General features: G+C 56.5%; 19 protein-coding genes. 13 read left to right on the plus strand and 6 right to left on the minus strand.

Annotation, left to right across the window (positions count from 1 at the left end; genetic code table 11):
• Positions 1-51: 51 nt before the first annotated feature.
• From KSF73_10475 to KSF73_10505, 7 genes are all read left to right on the plus strand, one after another.
• Complete coding sequence (locus tag KSF73_10475) at positions 52-444, plus strand: hypothetical protein (GenBank protein MBV1776135.1); 393 nt, start codon at positions 52-54, stop codon at positions 442-444.
• Between the two features lie 2 nt (positions 445-446).
• Positions 447-1,151: a cell wall-active antibiotics response protein gene (locus tag KSF73_10480; protein ID MBV1776136.1), complete on the plus strand. Its 705-nt coding sequence runs from the start codon at positions 447-449 to the stop codon at positions 1,149-1,151.
• A gap of 2 nt (positions 1,152-1,153) precedes the next feature.
• On the plus strand, positions 1,154-2,218 hold the full coding sequence (locus KSF73_10485; GenBank protein MBV1776137.1) for a histidine kinase: 1,065 nt from the start codon (positions 1,154-1,156) through the stop codon (positions 2,216-2,218).
• A gap of 8 nt (positions 2,219-2,226) precedes the next feature.
• Positions 2,227-2,946, plus strand: coding sequence for a LytTR family DNA-binding domain-containing protein (locus KSF73_10490; protein MBV1776138.1), 720 nt, complete (start codon positions 2,227-2,229; stop codon positions 2,944-2,946).
• Between the two features lie 104 nt (positions 2,947-3,050).
• The gene (locus KSF73_10495; protein MBV1776139.1) at positions 3,051-3,815 is read left to right on the plus strand and encodes a methyltransferase domain-containing protein; all 765 of its coding nucleotides are present in this window, start codon (positions 3,051-3,053) and stop codon (positions 3,813-3,815) included.
• The gene (locus tag KSF73_10500; GenBank protein MBV1776140.1) at positions 3,812-4,138 is read left to right on the plus strand and encodes an HNH endonuclease; all 327 of its coding nucleotides are present in this window, start codon (positions 3,812-3,814) and stop codon (positions 4,136-4,138) included. Before KSF73_10495 ends, KSF73_10500 begins: the two co-directional genes overlap by 4 nt.
• A 9-nt stretch (positions 4,139-4,147) precedes the next feature.
• A complete protein-coding gene (locus KSF73_10505) occupies positions 4,148-4,438 on the plus strand; it encodes a helix-hairpin-helix domain-containing protein (GenBank protein ID MBV1776141.1) in 291 nt (96 codons plus the stop codon).
• A 3-nt stretch (positions 4,439-4,441) separates the two neighbouring features.
• On the opposite strand, the gene nagZ is transcribed toward KSF73_10505, so the two are convergent.
• The 4 genes from nagZ to KSF73_10525 all read right to left on the minus strand — a co-directional run bounded on the left by nagZ (position 4,442) and on the right by KSF73_10525 (position 10,375).
• Complete coding sequence (gene nagZ, locus KSF73_10510) at positions 4,442-5,980, minus strand: beta-N-acetylhexosaminidase (GenBank protein MBV1776142.1); 1,539 nt, start codon at positions 5,978-5,980, stop codon at positions 4,442-4,444.
• Positions 5,981-6,009: 29 nt separating this feature from the next.
• Entirely contained in the window at positions 6,010-6,978 is a 969-nt protein-coding gene (locus KSF73_10515; protein MBV1776143.1) for a phytanoyl-CoA dioxygenase family protein, read from the minus strand.
• Between the two features lie 42 nt (positions 6,979-7,020).
• Complete coding sequence (locus KSF73_10520) at positions 7,021-9,084, minus strand: GNAT family N-acetyltransferase (protein ID MBV1776144.1); 2,064 nt, start codon at positions 9,082-9,084, stop codon at positions 7,021-7,023.
• A gap of 70 nt (positions 9,085-9,154) precedes the next feature.
• A complete protein-coding gene (locus tag KSF73_10525; protein MBV1776145.1) occupies positions 9,155-10,375 on the minus strand; it encodes an MFS transporter in 1,221 nt (406 codons plus the stop codon).
• Between the two features lie 384 nt (positions 10,376-10,759).
• On the opposite strand from KSF73_10525, the gene KSF73_10530 reads away from it, so the two are divergent.
• The 4 genes from KSF73_10530 (at position 10,760) to KSF73_10545 (ending at position 16,794) form a co-directional block, all read left to right on the plus strand.
• Positions 10,760-12,199 (plus strand): M20/M25/M40 family metallo-hydrolase, encoded by a 1,440-nt coding sequence (locus KSF73_10530; protein MBV1776146.1) that lies wholly within the window; start codon positions 10,760-10,762, stop codon positions 12,197-12,199.
• Positions 12,200-12,352: 153 nt separating this feature from the next.
• Complete coding sequence (locus tag KSF73_10535) at positions 12,353-14,395, plus strand: Zn-dependent oligopeptidase (GenBank protein MBV1776147.1); 2,043 nt, start codon at positions 12,353-12,355, stop codon at positions 14,393-14,395.
• 91 nt (positions 14,396-14,486) lie between these two features.
• Entirely contained in the window at positions 14,487-15,824 is a 1,338-nt protein-coding gene (locus KSF73_10540) for a hypothetical protein (GenBank protein MBV1776148.1), read from the plus strand.
• A 19-nt stretch (positions 15,825-15,843) separates the two neighbouring features.
• Entirely contained in the window at positions 15,844-16,794 is a 951-nt protein-coding gene (locus KSF73_10545; protein MBV1776149.1) for a glyoxylate/hydroxypyruvate reductase A, read from the plus strand.
• A gap of 45 nt (positions 16,795-16,839) precedes the next feature.
• Here the strand turns inward: KSF73_10545 and KSF73_10550 are convergent, their stop codons facing one another.
• Complete coding sequence (locus KSF73_10550) at positions 16,840-18,135, minus strand: tryptophan--tRNA ligase (GenBank protein ID MBV1776150.1); 1,296 nt, start codon at positions 18,133-18,135, stop codon at positions 16,840-16,842.
• Between the two features lie 104 nt (positions 18,136-18,239).
• Positions 18,240-18,590: a DMT family protein gene (locus tag KSF73_10555; GenBank protein MBV1776151.1), complete on the minus strand. Its 351-nt coding sequence runs from the start codon at positions 18,588-18,590 to the stop codon at positions 18,240-18,242.
• A gap of 214 nt (positions 18,591-18,804) precedes the next feature.
• Here KSF73_10555 and KSF73_10560 point away from each other — a divergent pair, with 214 nt between their 5' ends.
• Both KSF73_10560 and KSF73_10565 read left to right on the plus strand, forming a co-directional pair.
• Positions 18,805-19,767, plus strand: coding sequence for a YafY family transcriptional regulator (locus KSF73_10560; GenBank protein ID MBV1776152.1), 963 nt, complete (start codon positions 18,805-18,807; stop codon positions 19,765-19,767).
• 256 nt (positions 19,768-20,023) lie between these two features.
• On the plus strand, positions 20,024-20,800 hold the full coding sequence (locus KSF73_10565; protein MBV1776153.1) for a DUF2726 domain-containing protein: 777 nt from the start codon (positions 20,024-20,026) through the stop codon (positions 20,798-20,800).

A 20,800-nucleotide genomic window follows, 5' to 3' on the forward strand; every position in this document is an offset into this window, starting at 1 on the left:
CCGGGCTTGGATACAGTTCACCTCACTGAATACCGCAAGGAGGAAACCATCATGGTGTACGAACACGAAGACGATCTGGTTCATGTCTGTGGCCGCCGCAAGCGCAATCGCCCGGCTCGCCGTTTCATTTTTGGTGGCATGCTGGTGGTGATTGGCGCTGCGATGCTGACCGGTGGATTCGGCTTCATGGCGATGCCCAATCTGTGGAATATGTGGCCGCTGTTGTTTGTGGCATCCGGCTTATACAAGATTGTCGAGGCAGATTATCCGGCGCACTACATCAAAGGTGTGGCCACAATCGGGTTGGGTGCATGGCTCTATGCCTGTGTGAATCATGTGGCAGGCTGGACTTTCCAGACGACCTGGCCAGTGGTGCTGATCATTATTGGTGGCAGTATGCTGCTGCGCGGCTTGCCCGGCATGTATGGCCGTAAAGGAGAGTAATCATGCGACACGCTCACTTTCGCATCAATCATCTGATCATCGGCGCCTTTATCCTGATTTTCGGGCTGATCAGTTTGCTAGACAATATGGGCATCCTGCGAACCAATGTATTTGAAGTGTTCTGGCCGCTCGTCCTCTGTGCATTGGGTGTAGCCCGTATGACTCGACCCGGCAATGGGGATCAGCGCACCTTCGGGATGATCCTGATCGGGCTGGGGGCATTTCTGGTACTGCATAACCTCGGATACATTGCCGCAGGCATGCATGTGTTCTGGCCGGTTGTCCTGATTCTGGTCGGGCTGCGCATCATGTCGCGTAGCTCGCGGCGCGGCAGTGATGAACTGGCATTCCAGTCCTACAACCGCCATGGCGATACCAACGAATTCATCGATCTGTCTGCCTTTATGGGCGGTGGCAAGGTCGGCAATGATTCGAACAACTTCAAGGGCGGCAATCTGAGCGCCATCATGGGCGGCATTGACGTCGATCTGCGCCACGCCGTGATGCAGGAACCCAAGGCCGTGATCAAAGTGTTTGCCTTCTGGGGCGGCATTGTCATCCGCGTGCCGCAGGATTGGTCGGTAGTGGTGAACGGCATGCCCATCATGGGCGGGATTGAAGATAAAACCGTGCCCGCACTGGGTGATGCCAAGCAGCTGATCATCGAAGGTGAAGTGATCATGGGCGGCGTAGAAATCAAGAATTGATCATGCTTCATCCTCTGATCAATGATCTCCGCAAGGCTGGCTGGTATGCCGGCCTTTGGACTTTGGCAGGTGGCGCACTCGCCGGCCTGCTGCGCTTTCTGGGCTTTGCCGACAAGCAGGGCGCACTGAACTTTGCCTTGCCTCTGGCGCTGGTGTTTGGTGTGGTTGCGTTGTCGGCATGGTACGTCTGCCGCAGCTTTCCGCATGCACAGCGTGCACCTGCGCGCATGATCGTGGCGTTTACCGGCTCGGCTGCCGTGTCCGGACTGATCTGGTTAGGGATGTGCCTGGCGTGGAACGCCGCGGGCGCATCGATGGGCTGGCCGGGTGGATTTGTGCGGATGACAGCCGAGCTAGAAACGCTGCTATTCGCGCTGGGTGCGGGTCTCTACATGATGTCGCTGCTGGCGCATGATGCGCTGCTGGCAGTGAGTCGTCTGCATGAAATCGCCCGAACCGAAGCCGAAGCGCGGGTGCTGGCACGCGATGCCGAGTTAAAGCTGCTGCGTACCCAGATTGATCCGCACTTTCTGTTCAATAGCCTGAATTCGATTAGCGCACTCACGGCGATTGATCCGGCAGGCGCACGCGCGATGGCGATTGATCTGGCGGGATTCTTCCGCAATACCATTGCACTGGCCTCCGAGCCGCTTATCCCGCTATCACGTGAAATCGAGCTGTGCCGCCAGTTTGCCGCGATCGAACAACGACGCTTTGGCGATAAGTTGAACGTGACATTCGACATTGATCAAGCTGCTGAAGTGGCGCTATTGCCGCCCATGACCTTGCAGCCGCTGCTCGAAAATGCCATCAAGCACGGCATCCGCACGCTGGATGTGGCGGGTATGGTCAGCATCGTCGCCAGGGTGCAGGACGGCTGGCTGCATCTGCGGGTGAGTAATCCGGTCGGGGAAGACGCGATGCCCGCAAGTGGAACCGGTACTGGACTCAATAACATCCGCGAGCGCCTGAAACGCAGCGTAGGCGAGCGCTTCCGCCTGCAGGCAGCCAGAAAAGAAGCAGGATGGCAGGTGGACATCACTCTGCCGATGGAGGAAACAACATGAGTCATACACTGACCGCCCTGATTACCGACGACGAACCGCTGGCACGGATGCTGGTGCGCGAATACCTGTCGCACCACCCGGATATCCAGATTGTCGGAGAGTGCAGCAATGGGCTGGAGGCCGTGAAACAGATCGGCGCGTTGAACCCGGATCTGGTCTTTCTGGATATCCAGATGCCCAAGCTCACTGGGCTGGAGGTACTGGAACTAACAGAGCGGCGACAGGGCGTGATTTTTACCACTGCCTACGATCAATTTGCACTGCAGGCGTTTAACCTGCATGCGGTCGATTACCTGCTCAAGCCCTTTAGCCAGACTCGCTTTGACGAAGCACTGGCGCGTGCCCGCAAGCTGCTGCCCGAACCACAGGCCGCGCTCGACAAACTGGTACAGGACGCCAGCCAGCAGCAAGGCCGGCTGCTGATCAAGGATCGTGAGCAGGTGCATGTGGTGCCCATCGACCGCATCAGCTATGTGCTGGCGCAGGATGACTATATTTCGATTCATGCAGATGGCAAAAGCTATCTGAAAACCCAGTCACTCTCCGATCTCGAAAGCAAGCTCGACCCGCAGCGCTTTGTACGGATTCACCGATCCTGCCTGATCAACCTGCAGTTTCTGAAGGCGATTGAAAAGCCTGCCAAAGATACGCAGCTGGCGTGTATGCAGGATGGCGAGCGCCTGCCGATCAGCCGGACGGGGCAGGAGCGATTGCGGGAGTTGATGTAGGGCTCTCCTTCGACAGGCTCAGGGAGCGGTTGTGTCCGTTGGCTGAGCTTGTCGAAGCCCGTTGTCGTACACTCATACGCAGCTAAAACCAACCGGAACCCGCCATGTGGAACCCCGATCAGTACCTCAAGTACGCTGGCCCGAGATTACGTCCTGCGCTGGATTTGCTGGCGCGCATTGATTTGGAGGCTCCTGAGCATATTGCTGATCTCGGATGCGGACCGGGGAATGTGACGGCCTGTCTCAAGGCGCGGTGGCCGGATGCATCCATCACCGGCATCGACAACGATCCATCCATGCTGGCAGCGGCACGGCGCGATTTTCCGGATATGCACTGGCAGGCAGGCGAGGTGAGCACATGGTCACCCGATACGCCGGTCGACCTGTTGTATACCAACGCGGTGCTGCACTGGGTGCCGGATCATGCGGAGCTGTTTCCCGCCTTGCTACGCACAGTCAAACCTGGCGGGGTGATGGCCATCGGCATGCCGGGAAACTTCCGGGCTCCTTCGCATACGCTGATTGCAGAAACAGTGAATGCAGGCTCATGGCGCGATAGTTTGCAGCATCTTTTGCAGGCCGTGCCGATTCTGGAACTGGACGACTACTACCGCATCCTTGCCCCGCATGCTGCCTCGCTGGACATCTGGGAAACACATTATATGCAGGTGCTCGAAGGCGCTGATCCGGTGAAAGAATGGATCAAAGGTTCGTGGCTCAAGCAGTTTCTTGATGCCTTGCCAGAAGGGGAGCGCGAGGCGTTTGAACAGGACTACGCAGCTCGCGTGCGCGCAACCTACCCTGCGCAAACCGATGGCAAAACGCTATTTCCGTTCCGGCGGATATTCATGGTGGTGCGGGCAAAGTGAAGCGCCGTCTGCGTGAACCGGAGACATGGTATGTGCCGCCTTCGGTGGAAATCTGCCCGCTGTGTGGCCGGGAAATTCCAGCCTCACAGCGCGATGAGCATCATCTGGTTCCGCGACTAAAAGGCGGCAAGGTGACCACTGCGCTGCACCGCATCTGCCACAAACAAATCCACGCACGCTTTACCGAAGCCGAATTAGCCCGCCAGTACAATTCGGTTGAGGCACTGCTTGCCCATCCGGATATCCAAACCTTTGTCGCCTGGGTGGCAAAAAAGCCACCCGAATTCGCCGAGCGGGCGTTTAAAAGCAAGCACAAGCATTAAGAGATACCGATGAATCCTGCCAAAGTTTCCCGCGATCGTCTGAATAAACTGACCGACTTGCCCAATATCGGGCCGGCATCAGCAAAGGATTTGCAGTTGCTGGGCTATGAAACGCCGGATGCGCTCAAAGGCGCTGATCCCGTCGAGATGTACTGGCGATTGTGTGATCTGACCGGCGTACGACACGATCCCTGCGTGCTGGATGTGTTTATGTCGGTGACGCGGTTTATGGATGGGGAGCCACCGCGCGCCTGGTGGGACTTCACCGAGGCGCGCAAGCGGCTGATGGCTGTGAATTAGCCCTTACTTACCCAGCAACTTCTCCACCACCGGCACCAGCGCAGCCGGACGGCAGCCATAGCTGGCGAGGCGGCCCTGTGCATCGGGTGCCAGACCGAGATCGTAGGGCAGGCGACCCGCCACCAGCCACAGGCGCTCCTGCGGCAGTGCGGCGACCAGTATTTGCTGGCCGGGCACCAGCATGGCATTGTAGGTTTGTACGATGATCTGCTCGGCATCCTTGGCAAACTCGATGGCGGCTGCCACCTCTTCCGGATGGGCCTCTGCAGACATCGCATATTCGCGGATTGTCAGACCTCCGGCCTGCAGGGCGGGCAGCATCGAGCTGCGCGGTTCCTTATTGCGTGCCAGTGCGACCTCATCGATTTCGCTGCGATTGCGCACTTCGATGGTAATCAGGGCAACGGAGCGTGAACGGTCCAGCGGGCGGTAATCTCCTTCTACGCGCAGTGCTTCACGCTGCACGCGCTCAGCCAGTGCCACGGACTCGCTGCGCATCAGGCCGGTTGGCGGAACGGTGACATCGCGCCAGTTGCGTACGCCACGCGCCTGCTTCAGGCGGGCTATGCGTGCCAGTGCCTCATCGATCCGTGCCTGCGGAATCTCGCCCTGATCGACAGCCTCAATCACGGCTTCAATGGCAGCCAGCTGGCGCTCGGGCAGATGCGATTCCAGTACAATATCGCAACCGGCTGCGACTGTCCCCACTGCGCCACGCGCCACGCCAATGCCCTCGGAGATCGCGGCCATTTCCAGGCAGTCGGAAATCACCACGCCCTTAAAGCCCAGCTCGGTGCGCAGCAGATCGGTGAGGACAGTGCGCGACAGAGTTGCAGGCAGGTGCGGATCAGATTCGATGGCAGGAAAGGCGACGTGGGCAGTCATGATCGCATCTACGCCTGCGTCGATCGCGGCCTTGAAGGGACGCAGCTCGACGGCATCCAGACGGGCGCGGTCATGCGGTACGCTTGCCAGCGCATAGTGCGAATCGGTATCGGTATCGCCATGACCCGGGAAGTGCTTGGCGGTCACGATCTGGCCAGCATCCTGCAGGCCCTTCATGGCCTCGATGCCGTACTGAATGACGGTATCGGCATCCTCGCCGAAAGCACGCACGCCAATCACCGGATTCAGCGGGTTATTATTGACGTCCAGTACCGGACCCAGAATCATATTGATGCCGAGCTGACCCATTTCGTCGCCATTGATCTGGCTGACTTTGCGGCAATCCTCGACCGAACCCGCCTGCTGGAATGCCATGGCGGCCGGAATCGGGGTCACACCCTGCTCGATCCGCATCACCATGCCGCCTTCCTGATCCAGTGCAATCAGGAGCGGCTCGCTGCTGACTTCGGCGTTGATCGCCTGCAGATCACGGCACAGCTTGGCCACCTGTGCAGGCGTGTGCACGTTGCGGCGGAACAGAATGATGCCACCCACGCGATAGTCACGGATCATCTGGATGATGTGTTCATTGGGTTCGAGCGCATCAAATCCGACCATGAACATCTGGCCGATTTTCTGTCTCAGGGTGAGATCCATGTCAAAGTCCTTTAATGATCGAATATCGTTCATGCCTGGCTCCAGTCTGTCAGGCCAAGCAGTTTTTCTCCCAGAGGAGATAATTCTGCCGTTGTAAAACGGGTTTGCTCCCACTGGCGGGGATCGCCGTGCAGGCTGTATCCCTCCGGTGGAACGCGATCGCGCCAGCTGCGAATCCGCCATTCGCGCAGCGCCGTATCGTCGGGGCGCGCAGGCATCATCGAAATGTACTGCGCAATCCGCACCTTGTCCTGCGAAACATTCTGGCGGATACCATGGCACAGGCGGCCATTGAAAATCAGCAGGTCGCCTGCCTGCATGCACACCGGTTCCAGCCTGAAGCTGCTGATGTCGGGGCGGTACCAGTCCCAGTCTGCGGGCTGTCCGGCACGCCAGCGATCGTAATCACGGTACAGATCAGGCACACAGACAAACCCGCCCACCGCCGGATCGGTCTGATCGTTGACAGCCAGCACACCCTGCACATGCTCCTCCGGGGCGTCCGGATCGTAGTCCCAGTGCATGAAACTCTTGAACTCGAAGCCCGGTTCCGGGGGGAGGTTGAAGTTCATGCGGTCAATCGTGACCCATAGGTCGTGCCGATCCCAGATATCTGCAAACGCATCATACACGCGTTGTGCCTGTCTGGTATTCCACAGGTATTGGTGATTGTACAGCTCGATCATACCGGCGTTGAAGCTTAATTCACTTTTTCTCAGCCTGGACTTTTCTTCCGGATACCAGGTGGATGGGTCGTTCGGCGACATTTCCTCGAAGTTCCACGCCAATTTTTCCAGATCGCTCACCATTTTCTCAGGAACGGCCTGACGAATAACGACGTAGCCTTTGTCCTGCCAATGTTGCCAATCTGCATCACTTAATACCTTAAGTGGTTTCTTACTGGTACTTTTGCGGAATTGAAATACCTCATGCGAGATGGTGGATAGGTTCCGCTGCTTGATGCTGTATTTGCTGATTTCATCAATGGTCTGAGTCACGGGCTAGATTCCTGTTAGCTGGTTTGCGAGTGCCATCTGCACTTATGCACATTCGGGTGCGGTCTGAACGGGAGCGGGGATATCCCGGACGTATGTAACGGGGACGCCGGACGAGCAGGACTGGGTGACCGGCAGCGCCATCATGTGCAGGCGATCGTAAAATACCGGGTAGGCATCGCCGAACAGTCCGGTCTGATAGAAGCCCTTGCTCAGGTACACCTGATAGGCATCGCTGTGTTCCCATACCGTGAGCACAATGCGGCGACAGTGCAGGCGACGCGCCCGCTCACGCATTTCGTCGAGCATGATGTTGAACAGTCCCTGACCGCGAAATGTGCTTTCAATTGCAAGGCTGGAGACAAACAGATCATCTGGCTCCGTATGTGCGGCGACGAAGGCGTCATACGCCGCATCCATCTCCCGCATCTCCGGACGGTAGTAGGAAGGGCCTGCCAGTCCGGCAAAGGTATCCAGCGTGGCTGCCGTAAAAAAGCCGGCAAACTGGCCGTCTGTAGCAAACAGCAGGTGCGAGCAGGAAATGTACGGGTCGATATTCTGTCGTCTTTGCAGCTGGATAAATGGAAGATGCAGCACATTGCCGAAGCTGCAGTATTCGAGGTAGCTGGTATCGAATAGCAATGCCGCCATGCGATCCCGGATGGCCGAGGTAGCATCGGTACCGGGCAGAAAAATAGGCTGCCCCGTCTGCGACGGACGCACGCGGAGCGGTTGTTTAAAGGCAGTCGCATGTCCGCCTCGCTCGGGATAGAAATGACTGTCGTTGCGCGCAATCATATAGGCGCAGAACAGCGCATTGACTCGATCCAGGTTCGGGTCTTCGCTGAGAAAGGAATAATAGTGGCAATGGCCCTCGATGCTGCGTAGCTGCGGGTGATAGGCCAGTCGCGGCGTTTCCATGACAACAATCGGTTCGCAGCATGCCGCCAGATCAAGCGGATCGTCCAGTTGCCATGCCCGGGCGGCGAGCAGGTCGATGCATGCCTGATAATTTTCCTGCTCCGCATGATCGAGCGGACATTGTTCGCCCGTCACTGCATCTACCTGCAGACGCATGCCTTTGATGCCGATGAGGACGGGTTCGGTATCCGATGACGCCCATGGCGAGGTATGCCGGTACAGCTGGTCAAGCGAGATAAAGCTTCGCGCCATTTCATCCCGCCAGATCCCGTAGCTCGCATCATGCAGCAATCTGGAGAACTGCCGTGCAACGGGATCAGTTCGGCTGGCGCGCGGCAAGCACGCAGGTAGGCTGGACAGGAAATGCTGCATGCGCAGGCGCAACTGACCCAGTGCGGCATTCCCGGATTTGCTGATGAGGCCGCCGTTTTCATCCTGATACAGGTTCAGCCAGCTGATATGGCGACGCGCATGCTGGTCTGCGCCATATTGCAGATGCAGATCCGGAACCGCGGGTTTGGCCAGAAAGGGCAGGCACGCGGGGTGCGGTATCGTATCGGCATCCAGATACATTCCACCCAGCTCGTGCAGGATCAGAATGCGGAAATAGTCGGATAGATTCACGTAATAACCGGATGCCAGAAGGTTCTCCAGTACGGGTATCAGTTCCGGTTGAGTGTTTTGTACCAGTCGACGGAGCGAATGCACACGCTGGCCGGCACCGGCCGTGCGGTAATGGCCAATCAAGGTTGTTTGTCCGAATTGCTGGGGTACAAAGGCGGGATCAGCGTGCAGTTGCTGTTCATCCCATACCCATAACAGACACTCCCAGGTCAGGTGAGCCCGTTCGCTGACCTGACCCAGCAGTGTCGCCCACTGATTGATTGCGCGTATAGCTGTTGCTGGTGGATGCCCGCCCAGCCAGATGCGGTGCATAAGGCGTTCGCGGTGCTCTAGTGGCAGGGAGGGGGTGGCGAACAGACTTTGCGTGGTCTGAAAATCAATCATATCCAGACTGGATTTCAGCTTGTTCAAGCTACTTGCGTAGATGGATTCGGTCGACAGTCGATAGCCCTGCAATCCGCCGGTGGTCTTTTCCGATTCACATCTAGGAATAATGACAATTGCATTTTCTGCATGCGAGCGCAAGCCGCGCATCACATGCTCGAATTGATTCTGAGTGTACATGATCATCACTTTCGCGGAGACAATCATCCGGATGCCTTGATGCACTGCCAGCATCCGGACTGAAACGAGGTTAACTTCCCTGAGGCGCGGGAATGGCGGCCTCCGGGGCAACATGGCCTTGATGGATGAAGTAGCGGATGCCTACCCAGGCAACGACCGCCACGACCAGATTGCAGCCTGCAAATGCACCGAGTGAAAATCCGGTGTGGTCGCCTATCAGGTTGTAGGCTTCCAGACCAATGGCGATATAGATGCAGTACAGCAGACTCATGGCTGCAGCCGTCATCGACATATTGCATTCCGGCGCAGTCATCGCCACGCGGATCAGCGCGCCATTAAACAGCCCGAAGCCGCCCGCAAAGAGGGTCATGCCCGTGAGGAATCCGGGCAGCGATCCGGACAGTGCCGCAGAAATCAGCATACCTATTGCGGCGATGGAGCTGCCGGTGGTTAACAGACGCTCGATTGGCAGCACATCACCCATGCGCTGGATAAGCAGGGTGCTGGCGATAAAGCCGGTGAAAATGACCGCTTGGCAAAGTAGATAGGTGGACTGATCCTGATGCAGCCCGGTCATGATCAGCGCAGGGGACAGGCCGATCCACGCGGTAAGCGGGGTGATGGTGATACCGGCAAGCAGAATGCCTGTCATAAAGCGCTGACTGCCCAGAATTGTCCGGTAGCCCGCTACCACATCGCGTAGTTGCAGCGCGGGTCGCGGCAAATCCTGCTCGACTGGCATGTATAGCCAGATGCCCACCATCGCAATCAGCGCGAGCACAAAAGCCACGGCAAAGATCGATTGCCACGGCGAATGCAGCAGAATGGCGCTGCCTGCCAGCGGGCCAGCAAGCGGGGCAAAGATGGCAATATTGGACAGCAAGGTGGTGAGCTTGATGGCGGCGCTATCTTCTAGCGTTTCGTGAATGCTGGCATAGCCAATGAAAATGAAGCAGGAACCCATCCCCTGGAAGAAGCGTGCAATCAGAAACTGATCGATGCTGCTGGCAAATGGCACGATGGCGGTGGCGAGTAAAAAGAAGACGCATCCGCCCAGCATGACCCGTTTGCGCCCGATCTGCTGGCACAGCGGGCCCAGAAAAGCCTGCAGCAGGCTACCGCCCAGTATGTACAGACTGAGTGACTGGCCGATATGCCGCTCGTGGCCATGATAATCGCGGATCACCGCGATCATGGCGGGCATGATCATGTCGTTGGAAAGATAGACTGTCAGCTCGTACAGGATAAAGAAAAGCGCGAAATACAGCAGATGACGTGGTACGTCCTTCATGTATGACTCCGGTTCAAGGTGGGTGTGTCATGTCTGGATGGATACCTGTCGGTATGAGTCCAGATTCTTGTGTGGTATCTAATATGTATTTAAGTGGTAATTTTGTGGATTCTAGTTCCGCACATATCTAACGGTATTTAAAAAGTGAAAGTGTGCGGGCAGGTGTTGCGGATTGGATAATGAGCAGGTGATGCCAAAATGACGTCTGATACAGGTGTGATGCGGCCTGCAGTCAATTGAGCAAGACACTTTGCCTTGGGTATCGCAAATCTGATCTGGTGGCAGTGCCGCGATCTGTGCATCATCAGCAGATTTTGCTAGATCACTCACAGCATCGCGCCCGCCGTCGCAGGGGGCACAATCACGATTGCAAGGTAGGTACCCATGTCATTTATTCGCCGGATCGCGCCTCTCGCTACTTGTGTTGCGGTCTTGACCCCGCTGTTTGCCGCCACGCCCGCACCTGTTTCGTCCGGCGCAGATACGCTCGCCCGCCTGTCAGCACACGCCATGCAGGACGGTTATGCCTATGAACGATTGACCGACCTGACCGACCTGATCGGCCCTCGTCTGTCCGGTTCGGCAGGGGCCGCGGCGGCGGTTGAGCAGGTTGCTGCGCAACTCCGCGCCTTGGGGGCGCGTGTGACACTGCAGCCAGTTAAAGTGCCGCACTGGGTGCGAGGGGAGGAGAAAGCAGATATTGCCGACTATGCAGGCAAGCCAGCTGGCGTGTTTCGCCCGGTGGCGCTGACGGCGCTGGGCGGTTCTGGTGCGACGCCGGAGGCCGGGATTACGGCGCCGGTGATGGTGGTGCATAGTCTGGAAGCCTTCAACGCCCGCGCGTCCGAAGCCAAGGGCAAGATTGTGGTGTTCGATGTAGCCTTTGATCAGGGGATGGCTGAGGCCGGGCGAGCCTTTAATGCCTATGGCGAGTCGGTACGGATTCGCTCGGCAGGGCCGATTGCCGCAGCCAAGGCGGGTGCGGTTGCGGCGCTGGTTCGCTCGATTGGTGGCGCGGACTATCGACTGGTGCATACCGGGGCAACCAGCCTGGGACGCAATGGCAATCCGGTGATTCCGGCTGCTGCACTGGCCGCAGAAGATGCCATGCTGCTGTCGCGGCTGAGTCAGCGTGGCGAAGTCAAGCTTCACCTTACCCTGACCCCCAAGAACCTGCCGGATACCGACAGCTTCAACGTCATCGCCGATCTGCCCGGAAGCGACAAGCCGGAGGAAATTGTGATTGTGTCCGGCCATCTGGATTCATGGGATCTGGCGCAAGGCGCGATTGATGATGGCGCAGGGGTGGCGGCGTCGATGGGCGTGATCAAGGTGATCAAGGATCTGGGATTAACACCCAGGCGGACGATCCGTTTTGTGGCCTGGATGAATGAGGAAAACGGGCTACGCGGCGGCACGGCCTACGCTGACGCCTATCGTGCGTCGGCCGGGAAACACGTCGCAGCCATTGAAACGGATGGTGGCGTAGGACGACCGCTGGGTTTGATTACCGATATTGCCCGTAGCGATCTGCCTAAACTGGCTGACCTGCGCCCGGCATTGCGGATGATGGGTGCACCAGTCGTGGAATGGCGTGCCAATGCCTGTGGCAGCGATCTCGGGCCGATTGGCGAAGCGGGCGTGCCATGTTTCGAGCCGATGGTCGATAGTCGCAATTATTTCGATTACCACCACACACCGGCAGATACACTGGATAAGGTGAATCCGGATGATTTGAGCAAGCAGGTTGGTCTACTGGCAATAACTGCTTGGTATTTAGCAAATATGGACGGGCGGATTGTTCCGCGTGAGGGGGATCACTGATCCGTATCTCAAGAGGCCATATTGCTACTGGATACTGCATGCAGCAACCGATATAGTGCGCTGATGCCCACTCAGGGGCATCTCGCATACCCAGATGATTTGAAGGCGTCCGCCGTTTTTGGCGATAGGCGCACATGACACAGGAAACCCAGGATGACTTCTCGCTTCGCTCCTTTGATGCCCAGCCGCACCGCTATTGCCGTGATGGCCGGACTTGCAGCATGTCAGCTGTTTGCTGCGCCTGCCAAGCTCGATCCCTTGCATGCGTGGTCTGCCGGGGATGATCCGGTTCAGCTGGAGGCGTGGGTAAAACAGCATCTGGATGCCGCTCAGGGCTATGTTGACCGCATTGCAGCGGTGAAGGGCAAACATACGATTGCCAATACACTTCGCCCGTTTGATGATGCCCAGAATGAACTGGCGCTGGCAGGGAGTCAGGCGACCGTGATGAATATGGTGTCCAAGTCTGCCGCTATTCGCGATAAGGCACAGGCACTGGCGGAAACCATTTCAGGCGCGAATGCTGCTCTGTCACTGAATCAGGCTGTCTACAAAGCGCTTGCCGATATTGATTTGAGCAAGGTGGACGCAGCATCGCGCCAGTATCTGGAGCGTAGCCTGCTGCAGTATCGTCTGGCAGGTGTGGACAAGGACGAGGCAACCCGTAGCAAAGTGAAGCAGCTGCAGGAGAAAAGCGCCAATTTACAGGCAAAATTTTCGCGTAATGTCACCGAAGATGTGCGCAGCTTCAAGGTGAAACCGGCTGACCTGGCTGGGCTGCCAGCCGACTTTATCAGCCGCCATAAGCCTGATGCAGAGGGCAATGTCACCCTGACTACCGATGCCCCGGATATGGGCCCGGTGATGAATTTCGCCAAGAGCGACGCAGTGCGTCACCAAATGTTTTTGACATATAACCAGCGTGCTTGGCCGGCCAATGTGGAGGTGCTGCGTGATCTATTGCGTGTACGTAAAGACATCGCCAATACACTCGGCTTCAAGAGTTGGGCAGACTTTGCCACCGCAGACCAGATGGTCGATTCGCCCAGGAAAGTAGAGGCCTTGCTGGCAGGGGTGGAGAGTGTGACGCGAGAAACCGGGCTGCGTGAACATAGTCAGCTTATGGCATTTGCCCAGTCGCAGCAGCCGGATTTAAAAACCATGTATACCGCTGATCGCGGATACTGGGCGGAGCAGTACCGTCGTGCAACCTTTAATTTCGACGCCCAATCGGTGCGCCCGTATTTTGCATACGACACGGTTCAGGCCGGCATTCTCAAAACCGCCGCGCATCTCTTCCATGTGCGCTTCGAGCAGGTGAAGGGCTTGAAGCTGTGGGATGAATCGGTAGATGCCTTTGATGTGTTTGATGGCAAACGCAAAATTGGCCGGATTTATCTGGATATGCATCCGCGGGCAGGGAAGGATAAGTGGTTCACTGCCGACCCGCTGGTGCCGGGCATGAAGGGGCGTCAACTGCCGGAAGCCATGCTGATTTGTAATTTCTCAGGTGGTGTGAAGGGCGATCCGGGTCTGATGGAATATGGTGAAGTTGTTACATATTTCCACGAGTTCGGCCACCTGATGCATCATCTGCTGGGTAGTCAGGGCGTGTGGTCCGGTCAGGGTGGCTTTAATGTGGAAGGCGATTTTGTTGAGGCGCCCTCGCAAATGCTGGAAGAGTTTTTCAGCGATTACGCTACCTTGTCCAGCTTTGCCAAACATGTGGAAACGGGCGAGAAACTGCCACAAGACCTGTTCAACCGTATGATCAAGGCATCCGCCTATGGTCGTGCCACCTGGCTGCAACGCCAGATGGTGTTTGCGGATATGGCACTCAAACTGCACACCACTGACCCAGATACGATTGATTTTGATGCCGTGCAAAATGCCAGCGCCCAGCGCTATCTGCCGACATCCGTGATGGAAGGTGATCACTTCTTTGCGGCCTTCACGCATCTGACGGGCTACGCCTCGAACTACTATACCTACGTGCTGGATAAGGTTATTGCCATCGACTTCTTCTCGCAGTTCGACCGCCAGAACCTGCTCAATGGTCCGGCGACCATGAAGTATCGCAAGGCAGTGCTCGATCCAGGTGCATCCAAGCCAGCAGCCCAGCTGGTGAAGGACTTCCTCGGCCGTCCGGAAAGCATGGATGCAACGAGAAACTGGATTAACGTCCAGTTCAAATAAGCGGCCTGCATGCTTGATCAGTTCTTGTAAAATCAACAGCCCCGGTGTGATGTCGGGGCTGTTTTTATGTAAATAATGGAAAAATCAATACTTGAATCAAGATCAATTTAAATACGCTTTAAAGTGCGGTCGTGGAAGCGCCATTCGATACGTCCAACAATATGGAGCAGATGCTGTTCGGGACATTCTGCTTGCCGCATGTATTGAAAATCAAGCTTATGATGGACAGTGCGAGGGGAATCGCGCTGACTGGTTGTTTTCCATGATTCGAGGCTGCAAGTCTGAAGCCTGGTTTGCAGAATCACTGGTTAAACAGCTGAATGATCCGGACGAGTATTGTGATCTTGAGCAAGTCTGTGAGCTTCTGGCGAAATTAGCACTCGCAGGTCACGAAAATGCGGCCCATACCCTGCGTCAATTTGTCTGGGGTCAAGTCATTGAATGCGAGATGGATGATTGGTATGGATTTCATGCGATTATTTCGTTAGATGGTGAGCCAGCACTTATTCGGGTGATCCGCATTCTTGGCAGCATCCTGAAAACGGACGAGCGTGCATATGTTGATTCACTAGATTCGCTGACGCACGATACTGGTATTTCGGACACTGCACTCGCGCTCATTGAAAGTCATGCAGATTCAGATGAATACATTGCTTTGTATATCAATAGAGAAAAGCGCGAGGCAGAGAAAGAAGCTAAACGCGAATCTGAGACACCAATTGAACGGGATGCACGCATCAAGCAGTTTGGTCAAAAATATTTGGTAGATTTACCTGTTGAATTAGTCATTCAAATGGCTAAGGAAAAACAGTCTGGTTGTAATGGGAAGTTTCGCCAGTTTGGAAGATTTGCGGGGGATGCCGAGCGACAGGCAATTTTACGGGTAATAGATCAAGAATCTGACCTTGATGTTGTGAATAGGCTTGCGCGCGTTTTCATGGTGGGTGAGCCCGCATGGATTCCCGCCCAAATATGGACGCTTCTGGCTTCGGAAGATGAAAATACTCACTACATCGCCTCGAAATTTCTTTCGAATTCAAAGGATGTAGCCGTTGGCGATTATGTCAGGCAGTATCTTCATGATCAGTCTATAGCACATAATCCAAGTTTCCTCCGGTTATTAAAAAAGCATCTTATAGAAGCGGATGTTGTGCTGATTTATTCAGTCCTTAATACCCAGTGGTCGGATGATGACTTGCATGAAGCTGGTCGAGCTTTGCTTGAAGTATGCGAAGAAAATAAGCATATCCCGACGGGCAAAGTCTGCGAATGGATGTATCTGAATAATCCATGTTCACTGTGTAGAGAAGGTGCGATCGATCTCTTAATTGAGCATGATTATGTTTCGGCGGATGTGATAAATGAGGGTGTGTGGGATGTAAATGGCGATACCGTGCAGAAGTTAAAGCAGTATTCAAAAGCTACTTAGATTAATTCCGGAACTGAACATGATCATCCCCTTTCTCGTCTCCCACGAAAATTCACAATTGCCCGCCTGGTTGAACGGCTGGTTATCACCATTGCGGCAGGCCATGCCAGATGAGCAGATTGTCCCGTTTGAGGCACTGTCAGAGGCGGATAAGCTCGCCTGCGAAGTTGCCATCGTGGCCAATCCGGAGCCTGCGCAGCTGGCCCAGTTGCCCAATCTGAAATGGGTACACAGCGTATGGGCGGGCGTGGAGCGGATGCTGGCCGAGCTGCCGGAGAGCGATCTGGCGGTGGTACGTCTGGTTGATCCGCGTCTGGCTAACACCATGGCAGAAGCGGTGCTGACCTGGGCGCTGTATCTGCATCGACTCGGGCCCCAGTACGCGCAGCAGCAGTCGCAGCGGGTCTGGCGTGCGCTGGAATATGTCCGGCCCGAGCGACGCACCATTGGCATTCTCGGGATGGGTGAGCTGGGGAAATGTACGGCGCTGCGTCTTCGCGGCGCGGGCTTCCGTGTAATGGGGTGGAGCCGCAGCGGTACGAGTGTGCCCGATGTGGAAACGCTTTCAGGAGAGGCAGGTTTGCGCGAGATGCTGGCGCAGAGTGACATTGTGGTTTGCCTGCTACCGCTGACAGCCGAGACGCGCGGACTGCTGAATGCAGAGCAACTTGCACGCATGAAGCCAGGCGCAGCGATCATTAATTTCGCCCGTGGCCCGATTATCGACGAGGCAGCGTTGTGGGCGGCACTGGATCATGGCTCGCTCGGTTACGCCGTGCTGGATGTGTTTGATCAGGAACCATTGCCTGAAGATGCATGGTTCTGGGATCACCCCAAAGTCACAGTTCTGCCACATTGTTCCGGCCCAACCGATCGCGAATCAGCCGCGCAGATTGTGGCTGGGAATATCGCACGATTCAGGGAAAGCGGTGACATCCCGCCAGCAGTAGATCGTCAGCGGGGGTATTAATGCAAAAAGGGCCTGACGGCCCTTTTTATTCGGCGATTGCGCAGCTTATTCGGCAGTCAACGCCACCAGCGCAGCCACCACTTCATCCTTACTCACGCCATCACCCAGCGCCGCAGGCACGTCCGCGAGCGCAGCTTCCGGGGTGGATTTGAGCTTGCCTACCCATTGACCAGCATCGCGACCGCTGGCGAAGCCCTGGCTTTGCAGGAGCACGCGGCCATCGTGGCTGCTGAGCTTGAAGTAGAACTGACCGTCTGCTTCACGATATTGCTTGAATACCGGTAGCTGATCCTTGGCTTTTTCTTCCTTTTGCACCACCACCGGCGCGACGAAACGGCGCAGGCCTACTGCGTGGCGCAGCTCGTTCAGGAATGGTGTTGCAGTCGCACGAGCCTTGGCCGCACCAGCCTGCAGTATGTCTTCGATCTCGACCGGCTTGGCCATCAGCTCGACATAACGCTCGCGCATGGGCGCCAGTTCTGTGTTCAGCAGGGTAAACAGACGTTGCTTGGCCTCACCCCAGGCCAGACCGCCGATCAGGTCGGCACGGAATGCAGCGCGCTGTTCGGCGGATGCAAACGCATCGTAAATGGTCACGAGGTGCGAGTTGTCGGGATCTTTGGCTTCGCCGGGTAAACGTGAGTCGGTGACAATCTTGGCAATGGCATCCTTCAGACCACGCTCACCGCCTTCAAACAGGGGAATGGTGTTGTCGTAGCTCTTGGACATCTTGCGGCCATCCAGACCGGGGAGTGTCGCAACATCTTCTTCAATCACAGCCTCGGGAAGCACAAACAATTCTTTGCCGCCGCCAAACATGTGGTTGAAGCGCTGCGCGACATCACGAGCCATTTCAACGTGCTGAACCTGATCACGACCCACCGGAATTTGATGTGCATTGAACATCAGAATGTCCGCAGCCATCAGAATCGGATAGGAATACAGCCCCATGGTCACGCCTGCATCCAGATCCTCGCCGTTGGCGGCATTGACATCGGTAGCGGCTTTGTAGGCATGGGCGCGATTCATCTGCCCCTTGGCGGTCACACAGGTGAGCAGCCAGGTGAGCTCGGGAATCTCGGGAATATCACTCTGACGGTAAAACGTCACGCGCTCGGTATCGAGCCCAGCAGCCAGCCAGGTCGCAGCAATCTGCAGGCGGGATTGTTCGATGCGAGCCGGATCATCACACTTGATGAGCGCATGGTAATCGGCCAGAAAGAAAAAACCGTCCACATCCGCTTTGCGGCTGGCGACGATGGCCGGGCGGATTGCGCCGGCATAGTTTCCGAGGTGGGGCGTGCCGGTTGTGGTAATGCCGGTCAGAACGCGCGTAGTCATGTGGGGAATCCTCAAGCACTCAGGTCAAGCAGACGAGCACTATACCGCACCCGACGCTGACAGCGGGAGCTCTTGATAGATGAATATCTGATAGGGACGGATGTTCAATCCTGAAAAATAAAGTACACCGCTCCGCAGATACACAGCGCCGCCCACAAATAATTGAGCTTGAACGGCTGATTCATCACCAGCATCGAAAACGGCACAAATACCACCAGCGCAATCACCTCCTGGGTAATTTTGAGCTGCGCAAGCGTCATCGGGCCATAACCGATACGGTTGGCGGGTACTTGCAGCAGATATTCGAACAGGGCCACGCCCCAGCTGGCCATGGCTGCGATGTACCACGGTTTATCGCCCAGACTTTTTAAGTGTCCGTACCATGCATACGTCATAAATACATTAGAGAGAACCAGAAGCAGAATCGTTTGCAGGGTGGGCGGCAAAGTGGGCATGGCGGGTCCGGAGGGCAGAGGCAGGGCTGGAGTGTAGTGTGCATAATGGCGTGCGTCGAGTGCATGAAACTGCGCCGGCATGTCGAATGCATAGCTGCACAGTTGTCCGCGCAACAGTTTCAGCAAACACTCATGCAGGGCGCACCGAGGGAGAATAGGATGTGCATCCCGTCATCGATCTGGCGGATTCATCTGATGTGATGCTGATACCCCTATGGATAAAGTCAAACGGGTCTATACCCTGCATGGATTGCTGCATGGCCGCCGTACCGTGGTGAGTCTGGCGTCTATCATGGAACACCTCGAATGCTCGCGCGCGACCGCACTGCGCATCATCCGCGAATTACGCGACGAGTTTGGCGCACCTGTCGAGTTCGACCGTGAGCGCGGTGGCTATTGCTACCGGAAGGCTGGTGATCGACCCTTTGACTTGCCGGGTCTGTGGTTCGACGAGTCCGAACTGTTGTCGCTGCTGACCATGGAACAGCTGCTCTCGGGGATGGGCAATCCGGCACTGAGCCGCATGCTGGCCCCCGCACGCGAGCGGGTGAGCGCTTTGCTCGGGTCGGATAATGCTCATGTATCAGGCCGGATTCAGGTGGTAGAACATCTGAAACGACGAGGCCGCAAAGATGTTTTCGAGCCGGTGATGGCGGCCATCCTGCAGCAGCGGCGACTTTCAATGGCGTACCACGCCCGTGGCAGCGACCAGACCACGCAGCGGACCATTTCACCGCAGCGGCTGGTGCATTTCCGTAGCAACTGGTATCTCGATGCCTGGTGTCACACCCGGGAAGACGTGCGCCGTTTCGCGCTGGATGCCATTGTGTCGGCAGACATGCTGGAAGCCGCCGCCATCTTGGTGCCGGTAGAAAAGCTGTCCAGTCAGCTGGACGAAGATTATGGCGCGTTTACAGGACAAGCGCGCCTGATGGCAGTGCTACGCTTCAATCAACAGGCTGCCCGCTGGGTAGCCGACGAAGTCTGGCATCGTCATCAGCAAGGCCATTGGCTCGCCGATGGTCAGTACGAGCTGCATATTCCCTATTCTCACGATCGCGAACTGATCATGGACATCCTGCGGCATGGTGACAATGTCACCGTGGTTGGCCCCTCGGCACTCCGGCAGGCAGTCCGGGATACCCTGGTTCGCGCACACGCGCAATACGCCACCTGACATTCAATTTCGCAACAGTTTGATCGGGCAAGCGGACAGTCTCATGTTTTGAGACTGTCCCTGTGCACCATGCATGTATACGTAACCCGATGGAGACGAATCATGCAAAAACTGGCGCGGATGAGTGTGGATGGATGGGTGGTGGTGTGCTGTGTGCTGGCGATGTCGATTGTGGGGTGGGGGTAGGCATGGTGTTCATGCAAGGCTCATGAGCCTGCATGCAAAACAAATAAAAATGAAATGAAGAGGAAAAGCCATGATGTGGATGATCACCGCCCTGCTATTGGCAGGCCTGATCCTGATTGTGCTGCGCGCCCGAAGCGCTACGCCGGTTACCCCGCCCATTCTGAAAGAACAGCCTAGCCTGCGCTATACCACGGCACCGGCCTTGTTTACCCCTGCTGAACGATCATTTCTGGGTGTGCTCGATGGGCTGCTCGGGCCGTCTTATCGTGTGTTCGGTAAGGTGCGCGTGGCCGACGTTCTGGTTGTGCGCAAAGGGTTCGAGCGCGGCGAATGGCAGCGCCTGCAAAACATGATCCATGCCAAGCATTTTGATTATGTGATTTGCCGTGCAGATGATCTCAAGGTAATGGGCATTATCGAGCTGGACGATAAATCGCATCATTCAAGCGAGCGCAAAGCCCGGGACGAACTACTGGATGCCGCCTGCAAGGAGGCCAATCTGCCCATCCTGCATGTCGCGGCCAAAGCGAGCTATGTGCTGTCCGATATCGACAGCCAGATCAGAATCGTCCTCGGGATCGATATTCGTGGTGTTCAGCAAAGGGTGGGTGTGCACGCCAGCATGCCGGTCGTACCGCTCGACAATCCCACCATTTCAGTGCCCCCTCCGTCTGCCTATTCGCCTGCAGACGTCAATTCCGTCCTCGGCCCGCCCTGTCCGAAATGCGAGGGCAATATGGTCAAGCGCATCGTTAAATCCGGCACCCATGCGGGCAAGGCATTCTGGTCGTGCGCCAATCATCCGGGATGTAATGGGATGAGGGTGGTGGAGGTTGAGCGGGGGTAA

It is taken from the genome of Burkholderiaceae bacterium DAT-1 (genome assembly GCA_019084025.1).
Taxonomy (GTDB): domain Bacteria; phylum Pseudomonadota; class Gammaproteobacteria; order Burkholderiales; family Chitinimonadaceae; genus DAT-1.